Origin of the sequence: Candidatus Oscillochloris fontis (assembly GCF_004138135.1) — a bacterium.
GTDB classification, from domain to species: Bacteria; Chloroflexota; Chloroflexia; order Chloroflexales; family Chloroflexaceae; genus Oscillochloris; species Oscillochloris fontis.
This window is the reverse complement of record NZ_RYFD01000020.1, coordinates 25,051-47,812: the sequence shown is the minus strand read 5'-3', so window position 1 is coordinate 47,812 and position 22,762 is coordinate 25,051. Positions and strand designations below refer to the sequence as shown.

At 58.7% G+C, this 22,762-nt stretch carries 22 protein-coding genes; 11 read left to right on the top strand and 11 right to left on the bottom strand.

Translation table 11 applies throughout. The features are described 5' to 3' along the window. Nucleotides 1-69: 69 nt before the first annotated feature. Nucleotides 70-1,272: a phosphoglycerate kinase gene (locus EKD03_RS09520; RefSeq protein ID WP_129629951.1), complete on the bottom strand. Its 1,203-nt coding sequence runs from the start codon at nucleotides 1,270-1,272 to the stop codon at nucleotides 70-72. Between the two features lie 262 nt (nucleotides 1,273-1,534). Here EKD03_RS09520 and EKD03_RS09510 point away from each other — a divergent pair, with 262 nt between their 5' ends. The 6 genes from EKD03_RS09510 (at nucleotide 1,535) to EKD03_RS09485 (ending at nucleotide 7,241) form a co-directional block, all read left to right on the top strand. Then, a complete protein-coding gene (locus tag EKD03_RS09510; protein ID WP_238613466.1) occupies nucleotides 1,535-3,550 on the top strand; it encodes a hypothetical protein in 2,016 nt (671 codons plus the stop codon). Between the two features lie 9 nt (nucleotides 3,551-3,559). Further along, the gene (locus tag EKD03_RS09505) at nucleotides 3,560-3,853 is read left to right on the top strand and encodes a hypothetical protein (protein ID WP_129629950.1); all 294 of its coding nucleotides are present in this window, start codon (nucleotides 3,560-3,562) and stop codon (nucleotides 3,851-3,853) included. 174 nt (nucleotides 3,854-4,027) lie between these two features. Continuing rightward, the gene (gene mtnP / locus EKD03_RS09500) at nucleotides 4,028-4,891 is read left to right on the top strand and encodes an S-methyl-5'-thioadenosine phosphorylase (protein ID WP_129629948.1); all 864 of its coding nucleotides are present in this window, start codon (nucleotides 4,028-4,030) and stop codon (nucleotides 4,889-4,891) included. Nucleotides 4,892-5,094: 203 nt separating this feature from the next. Then, nucleotides 5,095-5,853, top strand: coding sequence for a coenzyme F420-0:L-glutamate ligase (cofE, locus tag EKD03_RS09495; RefSeq protein ID WP_129629946.1), 759 nt, complete (start codon nucleotides 5,095-5,097; stop codon nucleotides 5,851-5,853). Further along, nucleotides 5,853-6,455 (top strand): nitroreductase family protein, encoded by a 603-nt coding sequence (locus EKD03_RS09490; RefSeq protein WP_129629944.1) that lies wholly within the window; start codon nucleotides 5,853-5,855, stop codon nucleotides 6,453-6,455. The genes cofE and EKD03_RS09490 overlap by 1 nt, the downstream gene beginning before the upstream one ends. Before the next feature lie 36 nt (nucleotides 6,456-6,491). After that, a complete protein-coding gene (locus EKD03_RS09485) occupies nucleotides 6,492-7,241 on the top strand; it encodes a DUF5995 family protein (RefSeq protein WP_238613465.1) in 750 nt (249 codons plus the stop codon). A 58-nt stretch (nucleotides 7,242-7,299) separates the two neighbouring features. Here the strand turns inward: EKD03_RS09485 and EKD03_RS09480 are convergent, their stop codons facing one another. The 4 genes from EKD03_RS09480 to EKD03_RS09465 all read right to left on the bottom strand — a co-directional run bounded on the left by EKD03_RS09480 (nucleotide 7,300) and on the right by EKD03_RS09465 (nucleotide 10,823). Continuing rightward, nucleotides 7,300-8,079 (bottom strand): hypothetical protein, encoded by a 780-nt coding sequence (locus tag EKD03_RS09480; protein WP_129629942.1) that lies wholly within the window; start codon nucleotides 8,077-8,079, stop codon nucleotides 7,300-7,302. After that, a complete protein-coding gene (gene proC / locus EKD03_RS09475; protein ID WP_129629940.1) occupies nucleotides 8,076-8,891 on the bottom strand; it encodes a pyrroline-5-carboxylate reductase in 816 nt (271 codons plus the stop codon). Before proC ends, EKD03_RS09480 begins: the two co-directional genes overlap by 4 nt. Before the next feature lie 143 nt (nucleotides 8,892-9,034). After that, complete coding sequence (locus tag EKD03_RS09470) at nucleotides 9,035-9,862, bottom strand: LLM class flavin-dependent oxidoreductase (protein WP_129629938.1); 828 nt, start codon at nucleotides 9,860-9,862, stop codon at nucleotides 9,035-9,037. Between the two features lie 40 nt (nucleotides 9,863-9,902). Next, entirely contained in the window at nucleotides 9,903-10,823 is a 921-nt protein-coding gene (locus EKD03_RS09465) for an oxidoreductase (RefSeq protein ID WP_129629936.1), read from the bottom strand. A gap of 274 nt (nucleotides 10,824-11,097) precedes the next feature. Here EKD03_RS09465 and dprA point away from each other — a divergent pair, with 274 nt between their 5' ends. Next, nucleotides 11,098-12,183: a DNA-processing protein DprA gene (gene dprA, locus EKD03_RS09460; RefSeq protein ID WP_129629934.1), complete on the top strand. Its 1,086-nt coding sequence runs from the start codon at nucleotides 11,098-11,100 to the stop codon at nucleotides 12,181-12,183. 20 nt (nucleotides 12,184-12,203) lie between these two features. Here dprA and EKD03_RS09455 read toward each other — a convergent pair whose 3' ends face one another. The 5 genes from EKD03_RS09455 to EKD03_RS09435 form a co-directional block, all read right to left on the bottom strand. Beyond that, nucleotides 12,204-12,677: an NUDIX domain-containing protein gene (locus EKD03_RS09455; RefSeq protein ID WP_129629932.1), complete on the bottom strand. Its 474-nt coding sequence runs from the start codon at nucleotides 12,675-12,677 to the stop codon at nucleotides 12,204-12,206. Between the two features lie 127 nt (nucleotides 12,678-12,804). Continuing rightward, complete coding sequence (locus EKD03_RS09450) at nucleotides 12,805-13,422, bottom strand: FFLEELY motif protein (RefSeq protein WP_129629924.1); 618 nt, start codon at nucleotides 13,420-13,422, stop codon at nucleotides 12,805-12,807. A gap of 10 nt (nucleotides 13,423-13,432) precedes the next feature. Continuing rightward, a complete protein-coding gene (locus EKD03_RS09445) occupies nucleotides 13,433-16,816 on the bottom strand; it encodes a tetratricopeptide repeat protein (protein WP_129629923.1) in 3,384 nt (1,127 codons plus the stop codon). Nucleotides 16,817-17,018: 202 nt separating this feature from the next. Further along, the gene (locus EKD03_RS09440; RefSeq protein WP_129629921.1) at nucleotides 17,019-17,984 is read right to left on the bottom strand and encodes a GGDEF domain-containing response regulator; all 966 of its coding nucleotides are present in this window, start codon (nucleotides 17,982-17,984) and stop codon (nucleotides 17,019-17,021) included. Nucleotides 17,985-18,053: 69 nt separating this feature from the next. Then, on the bottom strand, nucleotides 18,054-19,007 hold the full coding sequence (locus tag EKD03_RS09435; RefSeq protein WP_129629919.1) for an MDR/zinc-dependent alcohol dehydrogenase-like family protein: 954 nt from the start codon (nucleotides 19,005-19,007) through the stop codon (nucleotides 18,054-18,056). 269 nt (nucleotides 19,008-19,276) lie between these two features. Here EKD03_RS09435 and fmt point away from each other — a divergent pair, with 269 nt between their 5' ends. From fmt to EKD03_RS09420, 3 genes are all read left to right on the top strand, one after another. Beyond that, nucleotides 19,277-20,212 (top strand): methionyl-tRNA formyltransferase, encoded by a 936-nt coding sequence (gene fmt, locus EKD03_RS09430; protein WP_129629917.1) that lies wholly within the window; start codon nucleotides 19,277-19,279, stop codon nucleotides 20,210-20,212. Nucleotides 20,213-20,279: 67 nt separating this feature from the next. After that, nucleotides 20,280-20,714: a hypothetical protein gene (locus EKD03_RS09425; protein WP_129629915.1), complete on the top strand. Its 435-nt coding sequence runs from the start codon at nucleotides 20,280-20,282 to the stop codon at nucleotides 20,712-20,714. Beyond that, nucleotides 20,714-21,313 (top strand): SH3 domain-containing protein, encoded by a 600-nt coding sequence (locus EKD03_RS09420; protein WP_129629913.1) that lies wholly within the window; start codon nucleotides 20,714-20,716, stop codon nucleotides 21,311-21,313. Before EKD03_RS09425 ends, EKD03_RS09420 begins: the two co-directional genes overlap by 1 nt. A gap of 270 nt (nucleotides 21,314-21,583) precedes the next feature. On the opposite strand, the gene EKD03_RS09415 is transcribed toward EKD03_RS09420, so the two are convergent. Next, the gene (locus EKD03_RS09415) at nucleotides 21,584-22,228 is read right to left on the bottom strand and encodes a lysophospholipid acyltransferase family protein (RefSeq protein WP_129629911.1); all 645 of its coding nucleotides are present in this window, start codon (nucleotides 22,226-22,228) and stop codon (nucleotides 21,584-21,586) included. A 125-nt stretch (nucleotides 22,229-22,353) separates the two neighbouring features. Here EKD03_RS09415 and EKD03_RS09410 point away from each other — a divergent pair, with 125 nt between their 5' ends. Next, nucleotides 22,354-22,761, top strand: a complete 408-nt coding sequence (locus EKD03_RS09410; RefSeq protein WP_129629909.1) for a cobalamin B12-binding domain-containing protein — start codon at nucleotides 22,354-22,356, stop codon at nucleotides 22,759-22,761. Nucleotide 22,762 lies beyond the last annotated feature (1 nt).

Here is a 22,762-nt window from a genome sequence, read left to right as displayed (position 1 = left end):
CCACGAGACGCAAGATGTTGCGTCTCACGCCCACGAGACGCAAGATGTTGCGTCTCTACGTGTACCCGATTACGCCCGATCCGCCAGTGCGGCCACGCCGGGGAGCACCTTGCCTTCGAGCAGTTCGAGCGAAGCCCCGCCGCCGGTGGAGACGTGCGACATCTTGTCGGCAAACCCGGCCTGCTCAATAGCGGCCACCGAGTCACCGCCGCCGATGATCGTGATTGCGCCGTGGGCAGAGGCATCGGCCATGGCCTGGGCCACCGCGAAGGTGCCCTGGGCAAACGGAGCCATCTCGAAGACCCCCATCGGCCCGTTCCAGATCACGGTCTTGGCGGCCACAACCTCGGCGGCATAGAGCTTAGCCGACTCGGGGCCAATGTCGAGCATCTGCCAGCCGTCGGGAATGGCGTCTACCGGCACGACTTGGGTATTGGCGCTGGCGCTGAAGGCATCGGCCAGCACGGCATCCACCGGCAACATCAGGCGTGTGCCTGCGGTTTCGGCCTTGGCCATTAGATCGCGGGCCAGATCGAGGCTATCCGGCTCAACCAGCGACGTGCCCAACGACTTGCCCTGGGCCATCAGGAAGGTGTTGGCCATCCCGCCACCGATCAGCAGCGTATTGACCTTGCCGAGCAGATTCTCGATCACGCCGATCTTGTCGCTAATCTTGGCCCCACCGATGATGGTGACAAAGGGGCGCTCTGGGTTCTCCAAAGCCCCGCCGATGAAGGCCAGTTCCTTTTCGAGCAGGAAGCCCGCCACACCCTCCAGGTGGTGCGCGACCCCCTCGGTGCTGGCGTTAGCGCGGTGGGCCGCGCCGAAGGCATCGTTAATGAAGATGTCGCCGAGGCGCGCCAGTTCAGCGGCCATGTCGGGGTCGTTCTTCTCTTCACGCGGATCGAAGCGGGTATTCTCCAACATCAACACTTGGCCAGGGCGCAGCGAGGCAGCCGCCGCCTCAGCGGCGGGGCCGGTGATCGCCTCGGTCTTCTTGACCTCGGTAGCTTCGGGCAGCAACTCGAAGAGCCGCTCGACCACCGGGCGCATACTGTACTTGGGGTTGATCTTGCCCTTCGGGCGGCCCAAGTGCGACATCAGCACCACGCTGGCGCCTTCTTCCAAAAGATAGCGGATAGTTGGGAGGGCCGCACGAATACGGGTGTCGTCGGTGATCGCGCCATGCTCATCCTGGGGAACGTTAAAATCAACCCGCACCAACGCCCGTTTACCAGCCCACGCGACATCGCGAATAGTCTTCTTTGCCATAGGGGATCGCTCTCCTCACTTCGGTATCATCCCATGTCTGGTATTGTAGCATAGGCAGGAAGCCAATCCGGTGGAGGTTCGGGGGCAGATGCGCCGCCCTCGCAAATCTGTTTTTGGAAAAACAGGAATTTGGGGCGTAGGCGAGCGCGTATAAAATTTTGCAGATTTACATCTAAATATGAATCTGTAAAAAAAGTATGATTGGTTATTGTGCTGTGATACCATACAAGCATTTATCTCCCTTCTACACAAGGATCGGCGTATGCGCAAGTTCATCCCGCACATCCCCACACTCCTCGTCATGGTGCTCTTATTTGGAGTCAGCCAGGTGCTCGCCCGCCCGCAGCCCAACGCCACCCCCACGGCCCTGCCGAGCGCCTTTACCTACCAGGGCCAGTTGTTGGATGCGGGTCAACCGACGGATGGCAGCTACGACCTCACCTTTCGGCTCTATGATGCGCTGAGTGATGGCAAGCAGATCGGGGGTGCCGTGGCGCTCACCGGGGTTGCGGTGAGCCAGGGTATCTTCACGGTACAACTCGATTTTGGACCCGGCGCGTTCACGGATGCCCGGTACTTGGAGATCCAGGTCGGTACGACCACCCTCAGCCCACGCCAGCCGATCACGCCCGCGCCCGCCGCGCTCTACGCGGCGAGTGTGCCGTGGAGTGGGGTATCGGGGGTGCCCGCCGATCTCGCCGATGGGGACAACGTTGGGATGACCAGCGTCAGTTGGGGTGACATTAGCAATCGTCCTGCCGGGTTGGATGATGGCGACCAAGACACCACCACCATCCCATGGGCCAATCTGACCGACGTGCCCACCGATCTCGCTGATGGGGATAACGTTGGGATGACCAGTGTCAGTTGGAGTGACATTACCAATATCCCCACTGATCTTGCCGATGGCGACCAAGACACCACCACCATCCCATGGGCCAATCTGACCGGCGTGCCCACCGATCTCGCCGATGGGGACAACGTTGGGATGACCAGTGTCAGTTGGAGTGACATTACCAATATCCCCACTGATCTTGCTGATGGAGACCAAGACACCACCACCATCCCATGGGCCAATCTGACCGGCGTGCCCACCGATCTCGCCGATGGAGACAACGTTGGGATGACCAGCGTCAGTTGGGGTGACATTAGCAATCGTCCTGCCGGGTTGGATGATGGCGACCAAGACACCACCACCATTCCATGGGCCAATCTGACCGGCGTGCCCACCGATCTCGCCGATGGGGACAACGACACTACCTACAGTGCCGGGGTTGGCATGACCCTAAACGGCACCACCTTCAATGTTCACTACGCCCAGGTGATTGTCGTGGCCCAGAGCGGCGGCGACTACACCAGCATTCAGGCCGCGCTCGACAGTATTACCGATGCGGGTGTCGGCAAGCCCTACCTGGTCTACGTTGCACCGGGGGTGTATGAAGAACGGGTGACGATGAAAGCCTACGTGACCATCGAGGGGGCTGGGGAGGGGGCGACGATTATTCGTTGGAGTGGTGGGAGTACAAATCCTTTATCTGAAAGCGGAAGCGCTACGTTGGAGGGAGCGAATAATGCCACACTGCGCCACCTCAGCGTCGAGAGTATTGCTGGGGCGGGGACAGCGTATGCAGTCGGAATTCATAACAACTCCGTTGCCCCTACCATCAGCAACGTGACCGTTACGGTCTCTGGGGGAAATTTCAACTACGGAATCCACAATATATCCTCATCCTCCCCTACCATCAGTAATGTAACCATCACGATCCCCTCAGGTAGCGTGAGTGTCGGCATCTTCAACTACGCCGCCTCTCCCACCATCAGCAACGTGACCGTCGCGGCATCTGGGGAAATAAATAGCTACGGCATCGTCAGTTACTACTCCACCCCCACCATCAGCAACGTGACCGTCACCGCGTATGGGGGTACAAATAACTACGGTATCTCCAACACCAACGCCTCTCCCACCATCAGCAACGTGACCGTCACCGCCTCTGGGGGTACAAATAACTACGGCATTTTCAACATATTCGACTCTTCTCCCACGATCACCAACGTGACCGTTACGGCCTCTGGGGGAACATATAGCTACGGCATCCAGAACAACTTCTCCGCCTCCCCTACAATCCGCGACTCAGCAATCACTGGGAGTACGAATAGCGTGTATAACGACAACAGCACAGCGAAAGTCGCATATAGCATGCTGAATGGTCCGCTCTCTACAGGTATGACCTGCATTGGCAACTATAATGTGAACTTTGCATCGGTGACGTGCCCATAGGAGGGAAGTATGCAGCATCTTTATCTTCCACTGCGCCACTGGCTCGTCGCTGCCATACTGGTGCTGGTCTTGTTCGCCGGGGCGCTCGCGGCATCGGCTGGGGGCGACTTCACCCTGGTACGCTGGTCGTCCGATGGGGGCGGCGGGGCGAGTACGGGCGGCCAGTATACGCTGGTGGGCACCATCGGCCAGCCGGATGCCAGTACGTTCGCGAGTAGTGGCGGTGATTTCCAGGTGGTGGGTGGGTTCTGGGCAGGCAAGAGTGGCGTGTATCGGAACTTTTTGCCACTGGTTGCGCGGTGAGTGTATGGTGCAAGGAATAGGTAGGGGCGCATCGTGATGCGCCCCTACGCACGCATGGACGGTTCCGTGCAAACGTTACGTGACACCCAAGCACTCCACCCCCAACCACAAAAATAGATTCTTGCGCTATACTCTCGCATACAGCCATTTGTACCATGTTTAAGGAGCGATACCATGTCTCAGGCCACCATCGGCGTGATCGGCGGAAGTGGGCTTTATGCGATGGAGGGACTCACCGATGTGGAGGAGGTACGCCTCACGACTCCCTTCGGTGATCCGAGTGACGCCTTCATCATCGGAACCCTGGCGGGTCAACGGGTTGCCTTTCTGCCGCGACACGGACGTGGTCACCGCATCAACCCCTCTGAGTTGCCGAGCCGGGCGAATATCCACGCCTTCAAGCAGCTTGGCATCCGGGCGCTGATCTCGGTCAGTGCGGTCGGTTCGCTACGCGAGGAGTACGCCCCTGGTCATGTGGTTATCCCCAACCAACTCTTTGATCGTACCAAGGGCGGGCGACCCAGCACCTTCTTTGAGCAGGGGATTGTGGCCCACATTGCCTTCGACAAGCCCTTCTGCCCAGTGCTGACCAGCATTCTGTACGATGCCGCCGTAACAGCCGGCGCGACGGTGCATATGGGTGGCACAATGGTGGTGATGGAGGGGCCGGCCTTTTCGACCCTCGCCGAGAGCGAGGAGAACCGCCGCCGGGGCCATGATCTGATCGGGATGACCGCGCTACCAGAGGCCAAGTTGGCCCGCGAGGCGGAGATCGCCTACGGGACGCTGGCGATGGTCACCGATTATGACGCCTGGCACCCCGGCCATGACGCGGTGACAGTAGATGCGGTGGTGGCGGTGTTGCACGCTAACGCCACGCTCTCGCAGCAGATCGTTGCGCAGGCAGTGGCGCGCATTAGTGCGGACTTCAGCAGCGCGGCGCATAGTGCGCTGGCGACGGCGATCATCACCGACCGCAGCCGTATCGCGCCAGAGGTGAAGGAACGACTCGCGCTGATTGCGGGAAAGTATCTATGATAGCGTGACTGTTGAGCATCGGTTCTCACCCCCCAGCCCCTCTCCCACTGCGTGGGAGAGGGGGAATCGAACGCATCTCTCGGCGGAATGCCCCCTCTCCCGCGTGCGGGAGAGGGGCCGGGGGTGAGGGCCATCCGGCGGCAAGGTGTCAAGTGAATAGGGCGCGTCACCACGCGCCCCTATCTGATAATCGGTGAAGAGATATGGCAAACGAGATCCGTATCATTCCAGTTCGTGGCCTCCCAGAGATTGGCCCCGGCGACGACCTCGCGGCGCTGATTTTAGCTGCGCTTGCGCATGACAATCTGGTGTTGGAAGCGGGCGATATTCTGGTCGTTACGCAGAAGATCGTCTCGAAGGCTGAAGGGCGGCTGATTGACCCGGCAAGCGTCGAGCCATCTGCGTTTGCCCACCAGATCGCCGCGCAGGCGCGCAAAGATGCCCACTTTCAGGAGGTGGTGCTGCGCGAAAGCCGCCGCATCGTCAAGATGGCCAACGGGGTTCTGATTACCGAGACCCACCACGGCCAGATCTGCGCCAATAGCGGTGTGGACGAGTCGAATGTGTCCGGAGGCCGCATCGTCTGCCTGTTGCCCGAAGATCCCGACCATAGCGCGGCACAGTTACGTCACCAGATCGCCCAACGCAGCGGTGTTACCCTCGCCGTGATCATCTCGGACACCTTTGGCCGCCCGTGGCGCGATGGCCAAGTGAACGTGGCGATTGGGGTGGCCGGGATGCAGCCGATGAGCGACTTTGCGGGCATTGATGACCCGCACGGGTACACGATGCATGCCACGCTGATCGCCGTCGTGGACGAGATTGCTGGGGCAGCCGAGTTAGTGATGGGTAAGATTGATGGCGTGCCGGTGGCGCTAGTGCGCGGCTATGCCTATACGCCTAGTGAACGAGCGACATCGCGCCAACTACTGCGCGACCCGCGCATGGATCTCTTCCGTTGATGGATCTGATGCAGGCCATCCGTGGGCAGCGCTCGGTGCGCACATTCCGCCCCGATGCGGTCAGTTCGGCGCACCTCACAACGCTGATCGAGGCAGCAGGCTGGGCACCCTCGCCGCATGGCCGTCAACCCTGGCGCTTTGTCATTCTCACCCAACCCGACGTGAAGCAGCACCTAGCCGAAGCTATGGGTACCACGTGGCGCAACCATCTGGCCCAGGATGGCCAGGATGCTGCCAGCATTGAACGGCGCTACCAGCGTTCGCTGCAACGTATCACCCAGGCTCCGGCGATCATCATTGCTTGTCTCTACCTCGACGATCTCGATTCCTACCCCGACCCTGAACGGCAGGCCGCTGAGACCACCATGGCAATCCAGAGTCTCGGTTGTGCGATCCAGAATATGCTTCTGGCTGCCTACGCCCTCGGTTTGGGTACGGGCTGGATGTGTGCCCCGCTCTTCTGCCCACACGAAGTGCGCACCACCCTCAACCTCCACGCAAGCCTGCACCCGCACGCCCTGATCCCCGTCGGCTACCCGGCTCACGAACCGACTCGCAAATCACACCTCAGCGTAGAAGCGCTTGTGGTAGAGTGGAAATAGTAGTCGTAGCTGTATCGTTTGCTGAAGAGGTGCCGTATGTCCGACGAAGCCCTTTCGGCCCGGATGGCTGCCCAGATTGCTACTTGGCAGGCTACGGGTGACCGCCGCTCGATCTTCCTCTCGTGCTACGCGATGATGACCAGCAATATGTTTGCGGGTGTCACCACGGGCCGTTTTGCCGACCGGGTGTGGGTTGACCAACTCATCCACAACTTCGCCGACTACTATTTTGTGGCGCTCGACGCCTATGAGGCCCAGCACCCCCACCTGCCGGAGGTGTGGCGGTTGGCCTACGACATGGCGCGTCAGCCGGAGACGCCTGTGGTGCAGAGTCTCTTGCTGGGGGTGAATGCACACATCAACCACGATTTGGTACTGGTGCTGGCCGACATGCTGGAGCCGGAGTGGGCGGATCTGGCGCAGAGTAAACGCGAGGAACGCCACCGCGACTACTGCGAGGTCAATGCAGTGATTGCCGAGACCACCGACCGGGTGCAGGATGAGGTGGTGGAGCCATACGCCCGGCTGATGAACCTGATTGATGTAGTGTGCGGGCCGCTGGATGAGTGGTGTACGGCGAAGTTGCTGCGCAACTGGCGCGCTGATGTCTGGGAGCAGGCAATCAGGATCGTCGAGAATCCCGATCAGACAGAACGCCAAACATTGCGCCAGCAGGCCGATGCGCGGGCGTTGCGCCGGATCGAGTTGCTGCGCGATAGTGGGGATGTGGGGGCGCGGGTGTTTGGTTACCCGTTGCGTTGGTTGGGGCGTTTGCGGATGTTATGACCGGCGTAGCGTAGCGACGCAATATCTTGCGTAGCGACGCAATATCTTGCGTCTCTACCTACCGCAACCCCGCCCGCCGCATGGCCGCCGCCAAGGGGTTATCATCCTCGTCATCAGGGGCGGTCTCTTCCGAGCTACTCGCATAGAGCGAGGAGGTTGGGCGTGGCTCGACATCCTCCTCTGGTTCCTCGTCATCGGCGGCCCAATCGAGGTGCAGGTTTTCTGCCCCCACGATGGCGATGATCTCGTCAACCGTGAAGCAGCGCAGATCAATCCGCTCAGCATCGGGTGGGGTGTTGAGATCCTCCACCAGGCGCAGGATGGGTAATGACTCCAGCACCTCGCTGAGCAACTCCGGGCGGCGGCGGGGTGGCCGCTCACTCGCCATCAGCGCCTCGACCTCGGCCACATTCGCCGGGATTCCGGTATCCACCAGCAGAATTGTCACCCGCACATGGTGGCGTAGCAACTTGAGGATCTGGCGTGTCTCTTGGAGTTGGCCAACCGCCCGCCGCAGCGCACTGGCGGTACGGCTGGCTTTGAACTCAAAGGCCCAGATCTCCTGATCTTCCACCGCAAGCGCATCTACCTCACGGTACTTGACCATAGCGCGTTTGTTGCGCCGCTCCTCATACTCAATGATGCGCCGCTCGTCCAGTTCGACCTGGGGGGCCAGCCAATCACGCAGCGCCGCCTCAGCCTCGCCACCAAAGAGATCGCGCTGGCGGGGTGGACGGATGGCCTTATTGTTCTTGCGTTGCAGCTTAAAACCATCCACATACGCACGGTAACGCCGGTCGTCGGTGGTGATTAAGCGCGGGCGTGCATAGCTAATCATGACATGCCCAGTTCCACTGAGCGGCGATAGGCGGCCCAGATCGCATCGGCCAGCACGGTACGAAGCCCCCCGCGCTCCAGTTCGCTCAGCGCGGCGCTCGTGGTGCCTCCCGGCGAGGTGACAGCATTGCGCAGTTCTGCCAGGTGTTTACCACTCTGCTGGGCATAGCGCGCCGACCCCAGCATCGTTTGGATCACCAGTTCCTCCGCCACGCGACGGGTCAACCCCATATGCACCCCCGCGTCAACCATGGCCTCCATCATCAGGAAGAAGTAGGCCGGACCGGAGCCATTCAGCGCGGTAGACATATCCAGGTAGGTCTCGTTATCCACAAAGATCTGGTGGCCCAAGGCACTCAGCACCGTGCGCGCCCAAGCGCGCTGGCGCTCGTCCACCTCGGCATGCGCCGTCCAAACCGTCATACCCTCGCCGATCATGGCCGGAGTATTGGGCATACTGCGCACCACCACGGAGTGTTCGAGCGCCTCGGTGAAGGTCTGGATAGTCGCCCCAGCCACAATCGAGATCACCAGCGCATCGGAGCGCAACATCCCACGTAGGGGTTGAAGCACGGCTTTGAGGTGTTGCGGCTTGACCGCAAAGATCACGATCTGACCCCACTGCGCCGCCGCCAGATTGTCCTGGCTGGTATGGATAGCGTAACGGGCCTGAACCTCGCGGAGCCGGTTCTCGTAGGGATCAGTGGCGAGGATTTGATCAGGAGCGACCAATTCTCGGCGGAGCAAGCCACCGATGATCGCCTCGCCCATCGCGCCCGGCCCGATCACTGCAATACGGAGATCTTTAAGCATAGATGATGTTGTTTGTCTAGAAGCTATTCCTGCGGCGACAATAGCACGCAGTTGCGGGGATGTCAATGCGCCCAGGGGCGAAGCATCGCCCTCCAACCTCGTTCGGGTTCCCCTGTCACATGGAGAGCGATGCTTCGCCCCTACTAGGTAGGTGGCCCCTGGGCGATGCGTTGGCGTACTGCTGCTAGTCCGGCGGGAGTGTTGGGTATCTCCCACAGCGTCTCGATCCACCACGTGGCTCCGGCTTCGATCCACGGGGCCACCTGCTCAATCGCTCTACCCTGATCATCGCCCACTGTTTGGCCTTCAACCACAATATCGAAATGGGTCGGCAAGGTACGCTGCTCTGCCACATAGTCCACCATCGCACGCAGTTCCTCCGGGGTAGCTTGACGAGTCTTACCGTCAAGACCCAGAACCGAGGGCAACAGACCATCATAGCGCAAGACCCGTTGCATAGACTTCTCACTCGGCCAAACACCTACGATCCAGATTGGGATGCGCGGTTGCTGAATAGGCGGTGGGGGAGGGTTGAAGTTGCTAGGAGTAATCGTGTAATGTTTGCCCTGGAAACGGAAGGGCTGCCCAGCCCAAAGCCCGGTCAGAATCGCCAGACCCTCATCGGTCAATTCGGCACGCACTTTACGATCAATCACCTCGCCGAAGGCGGCGTAGCCTGTATCCGGCGCACCGAGGCCCACCGCAAGGTTCACCCGCCCATCGGAGAGATTGTCGAGCGTTGCCGTCTCACTCGCCAACTTCCAGGGGCGCATGCGCGCAATCGGCGAGAGCATCGTACCCAGCCGGATATGCTGCGTCACCATGGCTGCTGCTGCGAGTGCAACCCATGCATCTACACCCCAGACCGGCTCCCAGACAAAGATACCATCCCAGCCGGCTTCTTCAGCCGCCAGCGCGGCCTGAGCAATGGTGCGTGCATCGCCGAAAGGCATCACAAAGCCATAGCGCATAAGATACTCCCTCTCTATAGGCGCACGTTGTGACGCGCGCCTACCCCTCCAACAGATCCTGGGCCTGCTGCGGCCAATCCGGGTTATAGCGCAGCGTATGATCCAGCGCAACCAGATCAATACTCCCATCGCGGATCAGACTATCAGCAACATAATGATCGCCCTGCACCCCAAAACCAATCACCGGCACCTCCGGAGTCACCCGTTTGATACCATTAACCAGTGGCACGGCCCAACCGGGGAAACGCGCTAAGTTAAGCGCATCCTCAGCCGCCACCGTCACATCAAGCATCCGCACCCCCGCCGCGATCACCCGGCGGGCCACCACCCGCGCATCTTGCATGCCCATCCCCCCGGCGCAGAACTCCTCGGCAGGCAGACGGAAACCCACAATAAAGCGCGGGCCAATCCAGGTGCGGATAGCTTCGATCACCTCTAGGGCCAAACGCATCCGTCCAGCCAAGTCGCCACCATACACATCGTTGCGGCGATTACGACTAGGGGAGATGAGATTGTGCAAGATACCACCATCGGCTGATGAGAGCAGCACCCCATCGGCCCCGGCACAGTAGGCGCGCCATGCGGCCAGAATGAACTGTTCTCGCAGGGAGATGAGGGCCGCACTCGACAGCGACTCACTCTGCGTATAGCACTCCAAACTGAAGAAGAGCCGGGTATGGTGGGCGTGTAACGCTACGGCAAGTTGGTGCAAGCGGGGCACAAAGGCATCAGCATACAGCCCCAGATGGGCAACACCTTCGCTCAGCGGTGGTGGGGCCACAAGCAATGGTTCGCTAAGAATCAGCCCGACACCACCCTGAGCGCGACGGGCATAGTAGGCAAGCAGGTCTGCACTCACGAAGCCATCAGCCGTCGCAAAACCACTCGGCGTTGGGGCCATCACAATGCGATTGGCGAGCGTTTTACCCGCGATGATCAGCGAACTGAGAAGATCGGCCATACCACTCCACCTATGATGGATGTTGATCCAAGGCGACGAACGCCGCCCCAATCGCCTGCGAAAGTTCCCCCAGAGTTGCCGAAAGGATGCGCATGGATCTGCGCTGGCTTAGCTAAAGTGTAGAGTGCGGCATAGCGATCACCTTGCCTGAGCCAAGCCACATAGACTCACTACATGCTAATCGTATGATACACGATATAGTCCAGCGTAACCTCAACACAGGTTGATACGGTATAAAGAACGAGCCAGAATCATATCGCCCAACACCATCACTATGCCAACCAACAACACCCGTTACTATCTCGGCTTCAACCTCATCCCCGGTGTCGGGCCAGCACGACTGGCGCGCCTGATCGAGGAGTGTGGTTCACTTGAGGCGGCTTGGTCTGCCGACGAACTAGCGATGGCCATGGCCGGGCTGGATAAGCGCACCAGCGCAGCTCTGTGTGCTGGTCGTCAGCGAATCAACCTCGATCATGAACTGGAGCGCGTGGAGCGGGCGGGGGTCACGCTGCTGAGTATTGATGACCCGGCATACCCACATCTGCTGCGCAACATCCCGGCTGCGCCGCCGCTGATCTATGTACGCGGCAGCATCGAGTTTCACAACACCTGGACAGTGGCAGTGGTTGGGACACGTTCACCCACCAGTTATGGGCGCGAGGTGGCGCAGCGCCTCAGCTACGATCTAGCACAGAATGGCATTACAGTGGTGAGTGGCTTAGCGCTGGGGGTAGACAGCATTGCGCACCAGGCAACGCTCGATGCGGAGGGGCGCACGCTGGCGGTGCTAGGGAGTGGGGTTGATCAGCCCTACCCGGAGCGCAACCGCGATCTCGCGGCGCGCATTGTCAAACATGGCGCACTGATCAGCGACTACCCATTAGGCACACGCCCGGTGGCGATGAACTTCCCAGCGCGTAACCGTCTGATCAGCGGCCTCAGCCTAGCCACCCTCGTCATCGAGGCCGGTGAGCGCAGCGGGGCACTGATCACGGTTGACTTCGCGCTGGAGCAAGGCCGCGATGTCTTTGCGGTGCCTGGGCACATCTTCTCACGCCAAAGCATCGGCACCCACCGGCTCATCCGCGATGGTGCCAGCCTCGCCACTTGCGCCGCCGATATTCTAGAGAGCCTCAACCTGACGGTAGCCGCCGTTCAGCAAGAGGCGCGCAGCGAACTCCCCACCGACCCCATTGAGGCCAAGGTGCTCGATCTGCTCACCTACGAACCCCAACCGATTGACGAGATTGGGCGAGCAGTTGCGATGCAGGCGGGCGAAGTCGCGGCCACCCTCGCAGTACTAGAGCTAAAGGGGTTAGTTCGCCAAGCCGGCCCGATGGAGTATGTACGTCGGTAGCGACGCAATATCTTGCGTCGCTACCGATCAAACGCCGCCTCAACCCGCCCGGAAAGCGCATCGGCCAACATCCGTTTGGTGCGGGCAATCAGAGGCGGGAAGGCATCGGGGCTAAAGAAACCAATATTCACATTCTCGTGGCCTGATTGGCGCAACTCACCACCAACAATCCGTGCCGCAAAGAGAACCGCAATAATCTGGGCCTGATCGCCGTTGGGGTAGCTCCAATGGAAATCGGGGCCAGCATAGATCCCGATCAGGCGCTCGGCTTGCAGACTCAGCCCAGTCTCCTCCGCTACCTCACGGGCCAAGCCCTGCACCGGTGTCTCATCAAGGCTGATCGTCCCACCCGGTAGATCCCAGAGCATCACATCGGCACGGCGACAGAGTAACACGTCGCCGCACTCATTCTGCACAAACCCACATGAGCGCACCTGCATAATCCGCTGGTGACCAACATAGGAACGCAACCAACGGGTATATTTGATCGTCATTTAATAACTCCTTACACAATGAATTGTTCGGTGGGGGTTTGGGTGCGAATTTACTGCCCCCAAAGATCTTTTTTGTTATTTTTTGGCGACGAAGCCACCAAAAAATAACAAAAAAGAGAATTAGGTATCAGACCTTCTCTTTTTCATAGATTCGATCCAAACGAATAAGTTCCCGACTATAGATTGTCACGGCAAAATGATCAATCTCGTTGACATCACGCAAGGCCCGATAGCCCTTGAGTAAGAAGGTGTGTCCGGCCTCAAACCCGGCGAGGCGCGCAAAGAGACCCGAACTTTCCAGCGCCATCCCCAATAGGTGTGAACGTGAAAGTTGGTAGACATTCATCAGACAACTACGGATCAACTCCAACTGGTGCATCCGCAGATCATAGTTATCTGCTTCACGGTAGACTTGCTCATAGATTGCTTCATCAAACGTGATCGGGACGCCGAGGGCAATCAAGCGGCGCGTCAAATCATCATCGAGATCAGCCGTAAGGCTAATCAACTCCAGGATCTGCTCAATATCGTGCAGATGGACACCCGGCACAATATGGAGAAAGTGCTGAAGTCGGCGCGCATCATTATCGCGTTGACTAAAGTCACGTGGACCATACATCTCTTCAAAGAAGAACTCACCCACCGGCCCGTACATCGGAATGGCGGCCAGATCGCTAAAATCTCGGCGCAACCGACCCGACTGAAAAACTTGCAAGGCGATACGATACTGGAGAAACGTCTTCATAGACCCAAATCTATTCGATACGGTTGAGTTGATCGCGGGCACGGGTGGCCCATTCACCAGCGCCATCAGCCAAGATGACCGTTTGGTAGACGCCAATGGCCTCATCACGGTGTCCCAAGTCTTCCGCAGCGAGGCCGAGGTAATAGAGCGCTTCGGTATAGTTCGGATTGAGATCAACGGCCTGCTTGAAGGCCGTATGGGCCTGTTCGATCTGGGTACGTGCATAGTAGGCGCGCCCCATCCAGTAGTGGGCTTCAGGAAAATTGGATTGCAGCATGACCGCACGCCGCAGATCGCTGATGGCTTTATCATACTTCTCAGCACTGATGAGCAGCAGCGAGCGTCGGTAATAGGTCTCAGAAATCTGGCTACTCGCACGGATCGAGGCATCATAGGCAGCCAGTGCCTGATCAGTTCGGCCATACTCTTGGAGCAGTTTACCCTTAAAGAGCAGAGCCTCGGCATAATCGGCACGCTGAGTAAGACTCTGATCAACGGTGAGGAGCGCGGCAGCAGGATCGCCCTGGGCATACTGGAGTTGGGCGAGACCCAAGAGCGCTTCGGGGAAGGTCGGACGAATCTCCAGCGCACGTTGGTAGGCGTTCATGGCGCGATCCAGCGCCCCGATGCGCAACAGCCCCTCGGCCAACCAGAACTGCACGTCGGCATCTTGAGCACCTCCTGGGAGATTGGCGGAGGTCTCGAAGTAGCCGAGTGCCACCCCCCACTGGCCCTCACCAACCGCGACCCGCCCGATACCGAGTTGGGCACTGAGCATCTGCGGGTTGATCTGCAAGGCTTCAGTATAGTGTTGACGGGCGAGGCTCAGATCCGGTTTACGCAACGCCACATCTCCCAACAGCACCAATGCTTGGGCGCGCAGATCCACCGCCAGCAGATCCGCTGGTGGATCAGTACGAATAAGCACGTTCGTGGCCGAATCTTCTGCCGACTGGAGCCGATTGGTAGTGAGGTACGCAGTGGCCAACTTGAGATGCGGCAAGGCGTTATCGGGTTCGAGGCGCACGGCTCTACTATAGGCATTGATCGCTTGGTTAGGGTTCTGATTCTTCAGTGCGGTATCACCAATCAGGATGAGCGTATTGAGGTCATCAACCCCCTGATCAAGGGCGATCCCATACTCCTTATCAGCGCGGTCGGGTTGCGCCAGTGGCCCCTCATAGAGGCGCGCCAACGCCAAACGGGCAGCGATATTACGATCATCAAAGCGCAGGGCATCACGCAGAGATTGTTCCGCCGCCTTGAGATCGCCGAGCGCTGCGAGTCGCTCGCCCAATTCAAAGGCCGCCACACTACTCTTAGGATCAATCCGCAGTGCATCGCGGTACGCCTGAATAGATGCCTCAGGTCGGCCAGCATCGTTATAGAGGCGACCAAGCTCAATCGCCGCCGCCGGGCTGGTCACACTGAGTGGCAAGAGCACCTGTTCAGCTTCAACATAGCCACTCGGCCCGCTCAGACGCAACGCCTGCGCCAGCGGAATAGCCGCAGCCGGACCGGGGCGCTGGGAACTCACGCTGCGCCACTGGCTGATGGCTTCATTTAGATCGCCGCGTTGCTGAGCAATCCGCGCCAACTCGATCCGCGCCGGGAAGAAGGCCGCATCGCGTTCGATGGCCATGTGCAACAGGGCTAACGCCGTATTTACATCACCACGATCATTGGCAATCATCGCCTTACCAAAATAGCCCTCCGGGCGTTGCGGGATGAGTTGCAGCACCTGATCATAGAGGCGATCCGCATCATTCAGGTTATCGGCCACGCGATAGGCCCGCGCTTTGGCCAGCAGAATAGGCGGACGGTTGGGGGTACGCTGATCGAGGGTCTCCAGCAAACGCAAGCCCTCATCGGTATGGTTGGTGCGGCCAAAGAGTGCGCCGAGACCACCAGTAGGCTTATCGGCACGGGTACGCGCCAACTCAATCGCCAGCAGCGCCAAATGGTAGCGCTGACGGCGCGCATCACTCTCGGCACGTTCAGCCTGCCCGGTCGCGACCTGACCAGCACTCAGATCGGTGGCGCTATCCGAGGCTGAACGCTGGTTCCAACGCGCCGCGACATAGTCACTGGACTCAATCGCACTCCGCAACTGATTGTACTGGCTCTCGACATCAGCTTCGGGCAGAGCGAGCGCAACTTCCAACTCCCACATCAACGGCCCCTGGGCCGCCACACTGCGAGCGAGGCCAAGCATTGCGCGTTCTTCATTGATCGCCGCACGCAGGCGTTGTTCAAGCATCACTCGATAGAGTTGGGGCACCTCACGCACATCAAGTTTGATCTGACGTTCGGCGGCCACCAGCAGATCCTCAGCGCTACCCAGGCGACCACTCTCGCGGTAGGCATTGGCGAGCGAGATCAGCAATGTGGCATTGGTAGGCAAAAGATTACGCGCCTGTTCCAACTCAACCGCCGCGTCACTCGGTCGCTGATCCTGAAGCGCGAGCATCCCCAAGTTATAGCGCAATGCACCGAGATCCTGGCCATCAAGCAAGCGCACCGCATCGGCAAACGCATTGAGCACACCGGGATCACCGGCATCCAGCAGAATTGCACCCAGATTATTGGCCAACAGTGCCTGCTCCGGCGAAGGCAGACTCAAGGCAAGGCGGTAGGCATCAGATGCCGGACCATAGCTCCCACGCGCCCAGAGCACATTACCCAACAAGGCTTGGGGCAGTGGCGTGCGCAGCGCCGGATAATCATTCATCAGCCGGTCAATCGTCGCTGCGGCGCGATCCGGATAGCCCTGACTATAGTCAAAGAGCGCCGCCACAAAGCCAGGAAGAACCGCTTGACCATTAATCGGCTCGCTCGTCAGGATGGCGCGTTGGGGCAGCGCAAAGCGGCCCTGATAGCTCTCCCAGCCATTAGGCGCATAGGCACCATTGGGCGTATAGACCAGATTAGGCTGCAACGACTGACTATCGAGCAATGCGCCGGGTTCAACCTGGCCCCAGATCAGCAGATCACTCTGAGCCGCATTGGCCAAGGCCACTGCGTGTAGATCATCGGTAGGACGCTGGTCAATCAACCGCACCTCGATCCGAGCATCAACCTGCTGGATCACCTGTTGCGCCAACTCAACCGCGACATTGCGCCCGGTCTGGCCATCCCCTCCATCATCAAAGGGTGCAATCAACACCACAAAGCGATCAATACTACGTTGTTGGTTCAAGAAAAACCAAGCGCCAACTGCGATCAAGAGTACAGGGAGCGCAATGAGCACGACCCAGCGCAGCGACAAGCGCCGACGGGGCTGATCAGTGTGCCCTTTCTTCTCGCGGAGCCAGCGCACAAAGAAGAAGAGCGCAGTAGCGAACAGAAAGAGGGTGAGAGCGACGAGGAAGGGTAGGAGCAGCTGCGGATCCATAAATGGCTCCTCGTAGGCTTGGCCAGGCGTGATCCAGACAGCTTATTGTAAGCGATTTTAGACAGAGAGCAAAATCCTTGGGGCTGCGCCCCGCACCCCCACCGGAGGTGACTTTGCACATGCCCTGGCTGCGCCCCAAACAATACCAACTAAAGATCTTCGGGGAGGACTGTGCCGCCCAAGGACGTTGCCCATGCCGTCGCTACGGCTCAAACGCATGAAAGACATCCCCATCAACCACATAGTAGCCATACGGCAGACTCTTGGCCTGTCCTTTCATCTCGGCAGCACGTTGGCCAAGTTCATCTGGGCCAGCAAACTGCTCGTAACGATTCGTGACGCCACCGATAGAGAATGTGGTAATCGGGAATTGACGATAGATCCCGTGGCGATCCACCCCTTCAAGGTAGCCGCGTTCGAGATCATCCGGATCGTAGAGATCGCGTACCTGGGTAGCAAAGTCGGTCAAGATCGAGCGGCATATTGAACTGATCCGCTCTGGGATAGTAATGACGGCGAAATCATCACCACCGATATGGCCAACAAAATCATGTTCACCAATTCGGGTAACACAAGTAACAATACTCTCAGCGGCGAGACGTATAACGCGATCCCCACGCGCAAAGCCATAGATATCGTTAAACGGCTTAAAGTTATTCAGATCCGCATAGAGCAGAACAAACGGCTCTTCGCGACGCAGACGGAAGCGCAATTCCTCAGCAATGAGCACATTACCAGCTAACCCCGTCAGCGGGCTACGTACCGGCTTACGGGTGGCACGACGCAGTTGGCCCCGCACACGGGCGATCAACTCCGCAGTATTAAAGGGCTTGATCACATAATCATCGGCACCACTATCAAAGCCGTGAACCAAATCCTTTGGTTCACCGCGTGCCGTCAGCATAATCGCCGGAATATGTGCTGTTCGCGTATCGTTGCGCAACTGACGCAACGCCTCATAGCCATCCATATCCGGCATCATCACATCAATAAGAATCAGGTGGGGCATGACGACCTGAGCGCGTTGGATCAGATCGCTACCATTACCGACCAACTCGATACGGTAGCCAATACTACGCAGCAGGATCATCAACACCTGACGAATCGAATCGTCATCATCAGCGATCAGGATGGTCTGATTCGCAGCCGGGATGTCGCTAGAATCCATAGAGTATACTGACCAGTCAGAAGGTGTCACCTAAAAATGATACGCTGAAGTATTCATTGGCGTAGCATCCTACTCAGGATGGCGAAATAGCACCTTCATCTGGCCGTGGGCGGCGGCAAAGGCTTGCAGGCCGTCGCGAAGCGGATATTCAGCACTGATCAGAGGAGCGGTGGCGATTAGGCCACGCTCAAGCAGGCGCAGTGCGGGGGCAAATGGGCCGCAGCGTGAGCCAATCAGTTGGATTTCGTCAATCACCAGCATGGTTAGATTGATCTGCGAGGCGGCCTCGAAGGTACTCTTTAGAATTAAGCGACCCCGTGGGCGGAGCAACTGGCGCGCCGTGGCCAAGCCCTTCGGATTGCCTGTGCAGTCTACCACGACATCAAATCTATCGGTAGCCGTTATATCCTGACTATGACGACAGGTAATACCCTGCTCAGTATAGAGTGACCAGCGCTCAGGATGGCGGCCCACCAAGGTCAGATCACAACCAGTAAGGCGTAGCACCTGAACAATCATTGCGCCCAATTTACCATCGCCGACAACCGCCACCCGCTCAGTCGGGCGAATATGGCTCTGTTCAACTATCTCCAATGCAGCGGCGAGAGGTTCGGCAAAGACAGCCGCTTCATCGGGGACAGTAGAAGGAACGCTGTGCAGACAGTGAATTGGCAACGAGAAGAGTTCCGCCATCACTCCATCACGGCGATCAATCCCCAAGGTAGTACGATTCGGGCAATGGGTAGGGTCGCCGCGCAGACACGTAGGGCAGGTCGTGCATGAGGCATTGATCTCACCCACCACCCGGCGTCCGATCCATGACTGATCATGGCAGGCAACGACCGTCCCAACAAACTCATGGCCAAGCACCCCGCAAAAGCCCATATAGCCACGGGTAATCTCGATATCAGTATTGCATAGCCCGGTCACATGGGGGCGAATGATCGCCTCACCGGGGCGGAGTTCGGGGGCGGGGTAATTTTGGATCAGTTTGAGGGTTCCATCAAAAATGAGGGCCTGCATGATTGGTTCTTCTCCGTTGTGGGTTTGTGCGCAGCATGCCGAGCGCTACGTGTTCTGCGATTATACTATAGTGGTTTGTTGAGATGCAATAAGACCCTACACAGTAATTGTTCACACTTGGGGTAAAAGTTCACGCGAAGCCGCGAAGCCGCGAAGGTTTTGTTATAGACATTGCGCCTTGGCGTCTTTGCATCAAAACCTGGATGCTAGGAGAAGTGTGAACGGTTACCCGACACAATCATTATCATGCTATAGAGGAGTTGTGGGCAATGCGTATTGTATTTATGGGCAGCCCCGCCTTTGCGGTGCATCCGCTAGAAGCACTAGTAGCGGCGGGGCATGAGGTGGTCGGAGTGGTGACGCAGCCAGATCGCCCAGCGGGGCGGCAGCGCCAACTCACCCCACTGCCGGTGAAGGTAGCGGCGCAACGCTTGGGTTTGGCGATCCTCCAGCCGCCGACGTTGCGTGATCCTGCGGTGGTGGCGGCGTTAGCCGCCCTTCAGCCTGATGTGGGGGTGGTGGCGGCATATGGCGAGATTTTGCGCTCTAACGTACTAGAGATTCCGCCGCTAGGCTACTTGAACATTCACCCCTCGCTGTTGCCGCTACATCGCGGGCCAACCCCGGTATCGGGGGCGATCCTGGCGGGAGAACAACAGACCGGGGTGACGATCATGCGACTGGATCGCGGGATGGATAGTGGTCCAATCTTACGTCAAGTGGTGGTCGAACTAGCCCCAGATGCCTACGCTGGCCCACTCACCGATCAACTCTTCATCCTGGGGGCACGGCTACTGGTCGAGGTGCTCACGGCCTATGCAGCCGGTCAGATCGTACCACAAACCCAGGCGCATGCGCGGGCCAGTCTGACCCGGATGTTGAAGAAGGAGGATGGCCTGGTAGATTGGCAGCACACGGCGATCCAGATCGAGCGAATGATCCGCGCCTACGATCCGTGGCCGGGTGCGCAGACAACTTGGCGTGGTCAGGGGCTACGGCTGCTACGTGCAAGCGTGGTGGATGGTGCAAAAGCAGGAGCCACGCCGGGGCAATTGATCGGCCAGAGTGGGCAGCGCTGCCCACTGGTGGCAACCGGAGATGGGGTGGTAGAACTGCGTGAAGTGCAACCCGCCGGAAAGCGCCCAATGGAAGGGGCAGCATGGCTGGCGGGGCTACGCGAACGTGCGGGATGTTTTGGTACCTGATATTGACGCAACCGTGTGAGTAACCGTATAATTCGCCATATTCCAACCGGCACGAAGGGAGAACTTGATGCCCTACTTCAAAGATGAAGCCGAACTTCGCTCAATCATTGGGATGCTCTATGATCGAGTCAAAGTAGATGCCAAAATCGCCCCACGCATCCGCGATGGTAAAATCATTGTACAATTTCGCTATACCGAGCCATACGGGGTAGTGACGATCAATGCGTCCGCGCCGCCCACGCAAGACAACGCCTTCTACGATGTGGATTGGGGCGAAACTCCCAACCTCAAACCGCATGTCGAAATGAAAATGAAGGCCGATGTGGCGCACCAGTTCTGGCATGGCAAGGTGAATCTGATGATGGCACTCACCCGAGGTCAGATCATCGCTAAGGGGCCGATTCCTAAGATTCTCAAGCTCCTTCCCGCCGTCGAACCAGTCTATGCAATCTATCCAGAGATGCTACGCGAGATCGGGCGAGCTGATCTGATTATCTCCTAATGCCCAGTAACAACGAGATGTACGCGCTCGGAGCCAGTGATGCCGAGCACGATGATCTAAACACCTTCTACTACCAACACTACTACTACTACCGCAAAGGCTACGACACGGCCCGCCGCCAACTGCGCGGTGGGCTTCTGGCGTCGCGTCCAAGGTGGTTATTGCCGCTCGTCTCGTTTGTCGGGGGGGCGGTCACGCTGCTGCTGCTGATTCTGCTCATCTCCTGGTTACGCCCCGCGTCGCCGGTAGCTGAACAACCGAGTAACCTCCCCAGCCCGATCAGCACACTAGAGGATGCCGCAACGCCCACGCCCACGGACATCCCCACGATCATCCCGACGCCCACACCAACGCTACGGGTGGGCGGGCGCGCTGAGGTGATCAACCTGAATGGCTCAACCCTGCGGGTACGTGATAAACCGAGCCTTGCGACAGATACCCAAATAGTGGGCCGTATTCCCCAGGGCAGCCAGATTCAGATCCTCGAAGGACCACGCCAAGTGGATGGTCTGGTCTGGTGGCGGATCAGTGACCAAGCGGTGGAGGGATGGGTGGTCGAGCGTGATGCCGAGGGAGTTGTGTTCCTCCAACCGCGATAGGATAGGATAGAGACGCAAGATGTTGCGTCTCTGGAGACGCGAGGTGTTACGTCTCTGGAGACGCAAGATGTTGCGTCTCTGGAGACGCGAGGTGTTGCGTCTCTGGAGACGCGAGGTGTTACGTCTCTGGAGACGCGAGGTGTTGCGTCTCTGGAGACGCGAGGTGTTACGTCTCTGGAGACGCAAGATGTTGCGTCTCTGGAGACGCGAGGTGTTGCGTCTCTGGAGACGCAAGATGTTGCGTCTCTGGAGACGCAAGATGTTACGTCTCTACCGATACGGCCCGCGCTGTTCCGGGGGCAAGAGCGCCGCTATCTGGCGCATCATTGCGGTAGTATGGCGCTCCATGACATCGGCGGGGTACTTGCCAGTCTCGCTGGGAGGGATGAAGAGTGGTTTGCCGATACGCACCAGCACCGGGCGGCGTAGGCAGGTACCCTTCAGGCCATGTTCGGTGCCCATAATTGCAATCGGCACAATCGGCACCCCGGCCTGGATCGCCATGCGCACCGCCCCACTACGGCCCTCTTGAAGTACCCCATTCTGGCTACGATGGCCCTCTGGGAAGACCAGCAACGTATCCCCGGCACGCAGCGCATCAATCGCGGTATTGAGCGCAGCCATGTCGCGGCGCCCACGGTTGATCGGAATGACATGCATGGTACGGTAAAACCACGCTGGAATCGGTTGCTCAAAGATCTCGGCCTTGCCTAGCCACGAAAGACGGTACGAGAAGGGCAGCATCGCCCCAATCGCCGGAATGTCGAGGCCATTCACATGATTCATCGCCATCACCATCCCACCCGACTCTCTGGGTGGAAGGTTCTCCCATCCCTCAACCCGCCAGCGCCACCAACCAATCAGGCGAAAGAAGTGGATGGAGATATAGAGGATGCCATACATCAACGTGCGCACCAACAGCCTCCCTTAGTGATGATCTTGATCTAGCCCTGCGATTATACCAGAGCCTCGCCTGCTACCCTAAGCCAACATGGTATAATCACCCCATCACAACGCTGCACTCAGAGGAGACTGCGCATATGGATCGAACAATTCGCGTCCTCGTTGCTAAGCCCGGCCTTGATGGGCATGACCGTGGTGCTAAGGTGATCGCCCGCGCTCTGCGCGATGCCGGTATGGAGGTGATCTACACTGGCCTCCAGCAGACTCCGCAGATGATCGTTGAGGCAGCACTCCAAGAGGATGTTGATGTCATTGGCCTCTCTATCCTCTCAGGTGCACATATGACCCTGCTGCCCAAGGTGTCGCAGTTGTTACGCGAACAGCAGATGGATGATGTGCTCGTGGTGGCCGGCGGGATCATCTCTGATGATGATGCGGCAACACTGAAGAACGTGCATGGGATTGCCCAGGTCTTTGGCCCCGGAACTAACACCAACGATATTGTCGCCTATATCCGCGCCAATGCCGGGGTGGCCCGCGACTAAT

Coding starts and splice junctions, on each gene's coding strand:
- cofE (WP_129629946.1), top strand. CDS start 5,095: ATGGCAAACGAGATCCGTATCATTCCAGTTCGTGGCCTCCCAGAGATT.
- EKD03_RS09520 (WP_129629951.1), bottom strand. CDS start 1,272: ATGGCAAAGAAGACTATTCGCGATGTCGCGTGGGCTGGTAAACGGGCG.
- EKD03_RS09470 (WP_129629938.1), bottom strand. CDS start 9,862: ATGCGCTATGGCTTTGTGATGCCTTTCGGCGATGCACGCACCATTGCT.
- EKD03_RS09485 (WP_238613465.1), top strand. CDS start 6,492: ATGTCCGACGAAGCCCTTTCGGCCCGGATGGCTGCCCAGATTGCTACT.
- EKD03_RS09420 (WP_129629913.1), top strand. CDS start 20,714: ATGCCCAGTAACAACGAGATGTACGCGCTCGGAGCCAGTGATGCCGAG.
- EKD03_RS09505 (WP_129629950.1), top strand. CDS start 3,560: ATGCAGCATCTTTATCTTCCACTGCGCCACTGGCTCGTCGCTGCCATA.
- fmt (WP_129629917.1), top strand. CDS start 19,277: ATGCGTATTGTATTTATGGGCAGCCCCGCCTTTGCGGTGCATCCGCTA.
- EKD03_RS09510 (WP_238613466.1), top strand. CDS start 1,535: ATGCGCAAGTTCATCCCGCACATCCCCACACTCCTCGTCATGGTGCTC.
- EKD03_RS09410 (WP_129629909.1), top strand. CDS start 22,354: ATGGATCGAACAATTCGCGTCCTCGTTGCTAAGCCCGGCCTTGATGGG.
- EKD03_RS09440 (WP_129629921.1), bottom strand. CDS start 17,984: ATGGATTCTAGCGACATCCCGGCTGCGAATCAGACCATCCTGATCGCT.
- dprA (WP_129629934.1), top strand. CDS start 11,098: ATGCCAACCAACAACACCCGTTACTATCTCGGCTTCAACCTCATCCCC.
- EKD03_RS09455 (WP_129629932.1), bottom strand. CDS start 12,677: ATGACGATCAAATATACCCGTTGGTTGCGTTCCTATGTTGGTCACCAG.
- EKD03_RS09490 (WP_129629944.1), top strand. CDS start 5,853: ATGGATCTGATGCAGGCCATCCGTGGGCAGCGCTCGGTGCGCACATTC.
- proC (WP_129629940.1), bottom strand. CDS start 8,891: ATGCTTAAAGATCTCCGTATTGCAGTGATCGGGCCGGGCGCGATGGGC.
- mtnP (WP_129629948.1), top strand. CDS start 4,028: ATGTCTCAGGCCACCATCGGCGTGATCGGCGGAAGTGGGCTTTATGCG.
- EKD03_RS09445 (WP_129629923.1), bottom strand. CDS start 16,816: ATGGATCCGCAGCTGCTCCTACCCTTCCTCGTCGCTCTCACCCTCTTT.
- EKD03_RS09425 (WP_129629915.1), top strand. CDS start 20,280: ATGCCCTACTTCAAAGATGAAGCCGAACTTCGCTCAATCATTGGGATG.
- EKD03_RS09480 (WP_129629942.1), bottom strand. CDS start 8,079: ATGATTAGCTATGCACGCCCGCGCTTAATCACCACCGACGACCGGCGT.
- EKD03_RS09465 (WP_129629936.1), bottom strand. CDS start 10,823: ATGGCCGATCTTCTCAGTTCGCTGATCATCGCGGGTAAAACGCTCGCC.
- EKD03_RS09450 (WP_129629924.1), bottom strand. CDS start 13,422: ATGAAGACGTTTCTCCAGTATCGTATCGCCTTGCAAGTTTTTCAGTCG.
- EKD03_RS09435 (WP_129629919.1), bottom strand. CDS start 19,007: ATGCAGGCCCTCATTTTTGATGGAACCCTCAAACTGATCCAAAATTAC.